The 6000-nt window shown below is 38.2% G+C and carries 6 protein-coding genes; 4 read left to right on the top strand and 2 right to left on the bottom strand.

Going from position 1 to position 6000, the window contains the following annotated elements:
• Positions 1 to 39 precede the first annotated feature (39 nt).
• Positions 40 to 558 (bottom strand): cytochrome C, encoded by a 519-nt coding sequence (locus tag VB797_RS01585; RefSeq protein WP_323235869.1) that lies wholly within the window; start codon positions 556 to 558, stop codon positions 40 to 42.
• 323 nt (positions 559 to 881) lie between these two features.
• Between VB797_RS01585 and VB797_RS01580 the strand changes: the two genes are divergently transcribed.
• The 4 genes from VB797_RS01580 (at position 882) to VB797_RS01565 (ending at position 3692) form a co-directional block, all read left to right on the top strand.
• Positions 882 to 1298, top strand: a complete 417-nt coding sequence (locus VB797_RS01580; RefSeq protein WP_323235868.1) for a secondary thiamine-phosphate synthase enzyme YjbQ — start codon at positions 882 to 884, stop codon at positions 1296 to 1298.
• Between the two features lie 269 nt (positions 1299 to 1567).
• Positions 1568 to 2371, top strand: a complete 804-nt coding sequence (locus VB797_RS01575) for a Nif3-like dinuclear metal center hexameric protein (protein WP_323235867.1) — start codon at positions 1568 to 1570, stop codon at positions 2369 to 2371.
• A gap of 296 nt (positions 2372 to 2667) precedes the next feature.
• Positions 2668 to 2874 carry a hypothetical protein gene (locus VB797_RS01570; protein ID WP_323235866.1) on the top strand — a complete coding sequence of 69 codons (207 nt, stop codon included), beginning with the start codon at positions 2668 to 2670 and terminating at the stop codon, positions 2872 to 2874.
• Positions 2875 to 3380: 506 nt separating this feature from the next.
• Complete coding sequence (locus tag VB797_RS01565; protein ID WP_323235865.1) at positions 3381 to 3692, top strand: DUF6679 family protein; 312 nt, start codon at positions 3381 to 3383, stop codon at positions 3690 to 3692.
• 15 nt (positions 3693 to 3707) lie between these two features.
• Here VB797_RS01565 and VB797_RS01560 read toward each other — a convergent pair whose 3' ends face one another.
• A complete protein-coding gene (locus tag VB797_RS01560; RefSeq protein ID WP_323235864.1) occupies positions 3708 to 5360 on the bottom strand; it encodes an MBL fold metallo-hydrolase in 1653 nt (550 codons plus the stop codon).
• Positions 5361 to 6000: the final 640 nt, after the last annotated feature.

Below are 6000 nucleotides of genomic sequence, written 5' to 3'. Positions count from 1 at the left end.
GTTATAAATTCTTACCTTTGACCTTTGACCTTTAACCTGTTACTGCCGGAAGTTGTATTCTATAGCACTTGGATGACAACTTACGCAACTTCCTAGCTGTACGGGACGCTGTAATTCTACTTGGGGGTGTAAAGCGTTGAAAAATCGCGATTTGTTGACTCTATAAGGTGTTGTTTCTTCTTGTTTGTGGGGACGGGAGAAGGTTGATAAGTAGCGCCACACTAACATTCTTGTTGGGTCTACTAAAGGTTTTAATCTTGCACCGTAATGTTGCTCATCTTGTAGTAGATTTTTCCAGGTTTGAGTTGGTAATACGGATGGTGGCACGGCTATGTGACAGCTAGAACAATTTTCTAAATAAAGCTTTTGCCCCATTTCGTATTGTGCGGGGATTACATCAACCGTACCGATTTCTGAAGCGGGAACGGCTGCGTGGACGTTGGTGGCTAGGGCTAGAAGCCAACCCATAGCTAAACTCCAAATTACAATTACTAATAGGATACCGGCGGGATTTTTCTTCAGCTTTTTGCGATCGCGACGTTTTATATAGTTGGACATTATAAATTTTTCAACAGAAACTACCTTGAAGTATCACACTCTCTGGGCGATTTTCAAGCACTAATAGTTCCTATAATATTTAAATACGGTCTCGAACAAGAAAATTATAGCACCCTGAAAATATTTGGTTGAGAAAAAAAGATGTCCCTAATGACCTTAGAAATTCCAAAACTGTGCAGAGCAACTCTTTCAGATGCTACTTAGTCTAACTACCGAGTTTCGAGCAAACAACAGCAATTCCCCCTAGGTAATGCTACTTTCTCTATTTATACTTACGTATATTCACTAGTTACTTGAAAAATAAAATCATCACATACTGCAAGATGTCTCACTATCAAAAATTACTTCGAGTTTCTACAGTTGGTAAATCTTTGTACAATATTACTCATCAGATTGAAGCAATAGTTGCTGAATCGAAAGTTGAAACTGGACTTTGTACTTTGTTTTTACGTCACACTTCTGCTAGTTTATTAATTCAAGAAAATGCCGATCCCAATGTATTATTAGATTTGGCTAATTTTATGGCTAAACTAGTCCCTGAGTCGGCAAAATACATTCACGATGATGAAGGTGCTGATGATATGCCTGCTCATATCCGTACTGCGATTACTCATACTTCCGAACATATTCCAATTAATCGCGGACATTTGGTACTAGGAACTTGGCAAGGAATTTATATTTGGGAGCATCGTCAGCGGAATCATAATAGAGAGTTAGTTGTTCATGTTTCTGGGGAGTAGGGAATTGGGAATGGGGAATTGGTAATTGGGAGTAGTAATAAGACGCAATATTTATTGCTTTATATCGATTTAAAAATAAATCCAATTGTCTTTATATAGTAAGGATGGAAGAGTTTTTAGTCAGATATTTAACATACTATGTACTGAAGAACCAAATAATTAATGTTCGATCAAGAATCAAAAACCCATTTTTTTATCCAATACAATGGTGTAATAGATCACTCCCTACTCCCTATATTATTAATACTTAACAAATTTTTAAAACTTGAATGAAAATTACTGATTTAATTACTTGGTTTGAGAAATGGGCTAATCCTGCATGGCAAGAAAAATGGGATAATTGCGGTTGGCAGGTGGAGCCGGGAGTATTAAACGAAGATGCTGGGGTTTTGGTATGTTTAACTCCTACTTTGGCTGTGATGCAGGAAGCTATCAACTTAAAAAATGCGGGTAATCCGGTTAATCTAATTTTTGCTCATCATCCTTTGATTTTTTCTCCCCCTAAGTCGCTGCGTACTGGTGATGCAATTGGGGAAATGGTACGTTTAGCGTTTATTCATCATATTGGTATCTACAGCGCTCATACTAATTTTGACCAGGTAAATGATGGTACTGCGGATGTTCTAGCACAACTTTTAAATCTTAAAGAAGTGTCTCCGATAGTAAACACTCAACCGGGTTTGGGATATGGACGTGTTGGTTGTCTTAACTCTAGCTTAACTTTGCGGGAACTACTTACAAAAATTCAAACTTTACTCAAACCACCTAATTTACTTTTTTCTCCTAATGCGGATTTAGAAATGTCTGTTGACAAAGTGGCAGTCTTAGGGGGTTCCGGAGCTAGTTTTATTCAGTCGGTAAGTAAAACTGGTGCGAAGGTGTATTTAACTTCTGACTGCAAGTTTCATCAGTTTCAAGAAAGCCGCGACGCTGGAATTATTTTGGTTGATGCTGGACATTACGCTACCGAACGTCCTGCTTGCGAGGCTTTAGCGCTTAAGTTCGCTACTTTTAATCTAACTTTTGTATGTTTAAGCGATAAAGATGAGGATTTTCGCCGATTTTTCTTGTAATTTATTCTACGTACTTCCGCACGAGAAAGTATTTTAAATTATACTTGAAATTTAAGCGTCAAATAGATATTTAGTATTCAATAAAACTTTAACTCAAGTATTTTTTTATTAAAATGCAAATTTTCATAGTAGTGTTTATTCTGATATAGATAGACTTGAGAGTTTTGGAGCGAAATTTATGCTTAGTAGGTAGCTGTGACTTTAATCACTAAAATTCATGAATAAAATCACTTAAAAAGATTAGTGGCTGTTTCAGAATAATAGATGATGAAATGCTAACCTAACTTTAATTAATAATGATTCGCGCACTTGTTCAATCTGCTTTTCAAACCGGATATTTAAGCGTTGAGTCCGAAGGGTTGCTGCATCAGATGCTAGCTACCAGAATATATCAGCCTGAAGATGTGGCTGCATTAAAGCGACTGTGCGATGCTGTTCGTGTAGGTCTAGTTAAGCGGGAAGCTTCTTCAAATATCTCTATGGAATTTCTCGCGCAAAAATAATAATTATAATCATGTCCAGAGCAAGCTACAATCTGCTATAAAATATTATCTGATAAATAAAAGTTAATGTTATTGTTCGATAAGCAGGTGAACTCGGCGAATATTGAGTTAAGATCCATAACATAGAGGTGGGTTAATTGCAGTCCGCACCACCTACTCCCAGCAATGCCAATGATTACAAGTAGGCAAATTAGACAACCGCAATATTCACTTGCTTTGGAGTATCATTTAATTCATAATGATAGAAATGACTTATCAGCGATATTTTATCTGGTCGGTGAAAATTCCAAGCTATTTCATTTCTATGAAGCAAATATTCCTTGAATAACTAATTGTGAGTTTATTTTTTTAGTGCGGCGAGCCAAATAATCTTATTAAACCCAAAATTCAGTTAATCATGCCGATTTGGGTTATAATACCGCACTATAGTCATTCTGGTTATTCATTGGGTCAATCCCAAATTTTGAAAGATTTTATTACGTTGAGAAAAAGGTAGAAGCGCACTAATGCTACACCGCAAGATTTATCAACTATGCTGTGATGCGCGGGAGATATGTATTTTTTTGCGAGACCAGCAACGCTGGATTGAACGAGCTCGCATTATAGATATCGAGGGAGATTTAGTCACCCTGCGCTATGAGACTGAAGAGGAAGATGAAATTTGTTCTTGGGAAGAGATGGTTCGTCTGGAAAGTATTGGTGCTGTAACTCAAAAACTTGCTTCGGTTCCGCGAGGTAATGTTGAACCTTTGTTAACTGAGGATTGTCCGGAGGCTGAACGTATTCACAATCCGTCTACTGACTCTAATCCTGAGTAAGCTGTCTTTAGTTACTCATTCTTCACTTTCAAAGGCTGGACAGTAACCAACTAGCGTTACTTTAAAGTTATACAAAGGGGACGCGGGATTCCAACACCGTTGTCCCCTTTGATGTTTACAGGTTCCGCAGCAATTTAACGATGACCAAATATTGCGATCGCTATTTTGGTTGAGTAGTTCTCTTTGAGATAATCCCCGCAATACAAGTTCTTCTCCTTGCCAGCGTACTTCTATTAAGCCGGTGTCGGCGAATTCTTGCCAGCGGGGGTCTTTGGTAATACTATCAGTGAGTGTAATCAGGATTGCTTTTTCTAGTTGAGTAAGTTCTCCTGCATAATTGGTATCTGGGGCTGCTGGTTGTAAAAATGTGTCCCCGATGGGAAGTTGAACTAAGGTTTGAGTTTCGGGAGAATGGACGTGATAGCGATTTTGCAATTCTTCTAAACCCGTTAAATCTGCTAGATAAGCGGGTGAACCGTGGACGAAAACTACGTGTTGGGGTCGCAAGTTGTGAATTAATTGGGTGGTACCCGGACCATCGCTATGCTGTGCTAACAGGTAGCTTTCTACGGTTCCTAATTCGGGATGATGTTCTGCTCGAATGTCGGTTTTTTCTGGCTGTAATATTAACCAAGAACGGGACAGCGATCGGTAATATTTTGTTAGATCGGTTTTGGAGTCGGTAAGAATGATACAGGGAGAATTATTAAGATTACTTATTGTGGAATCTTCTAAACGACGGACGCGGGGACGCACTCGCTCATCCCAAAATAACGGTTGATGACGGGCAAAATTCTGAACTGAAGCGGGAAGATGAGGCAGTAGTTCTAAATAAGCGTCACATCCCGCAGCAATATTTCCATCTACCCAAATATCTATATCCCTGCCGGTAAAGTGATGATGACTGCGGAGAAGCATGAGTAATTCTTGACCTAAACCTAGAAGGGGCGTAGGCATTAACACTGATGAACCTTCTGCGATCGCGCGATTAATTCTTTCTGCTAGTTGATTTTCTTGATTGCGACGATGGGGATGACGAGCGGTACCGTAGCTTCCTTCTACAATTAAAACATCTAGTTCGATTCCGCGTAATTCTTCTAAGCGAAAGCCTTCTACCAACCGCGAGTTGGATAGGAAAAAGTCTCCCGTATACAGCAATTTATAAGAACGTTGGGTAGTTGTATAGGTGAGTAAAATTGCGACTGCACCGGGTAAATGTCCGCAAGGAAAAAATTCAACTGTGAGATTTTCTTTAAGCTCTATGACTGTACGTAGTTCTAATGCTTGAAAAAATGAAGAGGTTTCTTCTGGTTTTCGATCTAACCAATTTAACGGTAGTAATTTACAGGTGACGACGCTAGCATAAATTGGAATAAGGGGAAATGCTTGATGTAATGCTAACAATCCTCTTGCATGGTCTGGATGAGCGTGAGTTATTAGTACGATGTCGGCTGGTAAGGGAGTATTTTCCGGACGTGCGGACTTTTTCAACCCTTTTGTTAAGGGTGAAATATCTGCCAACCCACAGTCCAGCATGATGCGATGGGGTCCCATTCGCACCAATAGACACATACCTTCATCATCTTGATGGACACCATAAGTAAAGCATTCTAATTCGCTTTGGCTTCCCCCTTCATCAAGAGAGGCTATTGAATAGCCTTCGCTCATATATTCCCCCCGTATTATTTTTGCAGAAAGAGGAGAGAAAGTAATATCAAATTCCTCTCCATCTACTATTTAAATAAGCGTCGCGTTTTTAATGTGCGGAACCGTTACCGTGATAGTTTTCTGAATCATAAAAACCATTCTTGGTACCAAAAATCAAACATGACAATGTAAAAACGACTGTTAGTACTACTAGAATTAGCTTTACATCCATATTCTTTACCTTTTACTTTTATATGTTCCTATCTCTATAGGATACTGCTGCTATCAACTAGATGACAGAGAATTTTTTCATAGCATACAATAGCTAATAATGCAATAAGTATTACTTCTATCAGTCAGATTGTAGTTGATGTTAGGTAGCGTGTCTATCTACTCTTTTTATGGTTTTTAGTCTTATTCTTTTTTCTGATTTACCTTCGATTTGAGTATGCTGCGTTGACTTTTTAAAGGTATTTTTCTTGATCATTACTTCGCGTATAAATATTTTATATATAGTTTTATCGTGCATATTTAGTACACATACTATTTATTTGGTATGTTAAACATCCAAATGTTTAACAAGCTGAACATCTAAATGTTTAAAAGATGTTTGGATGTCTAAACATTTAAGTGTATGATGTAAAATTTTTAAGGTATAAGT

The organism is Rivularia sp. UHCC 0363 (assembly GCF_034931125.1).
GTDB lineage: Bacteria > Cyanobacteriota > Cyanobacteriia > Cyanobacteriales > Nostocaceae > Rivularia.
The sequence above is the reverse complement of the archived record's forward strand: the minus strand, read 5'-3'. Positions and strand labels throughout refer to the sequence as shown.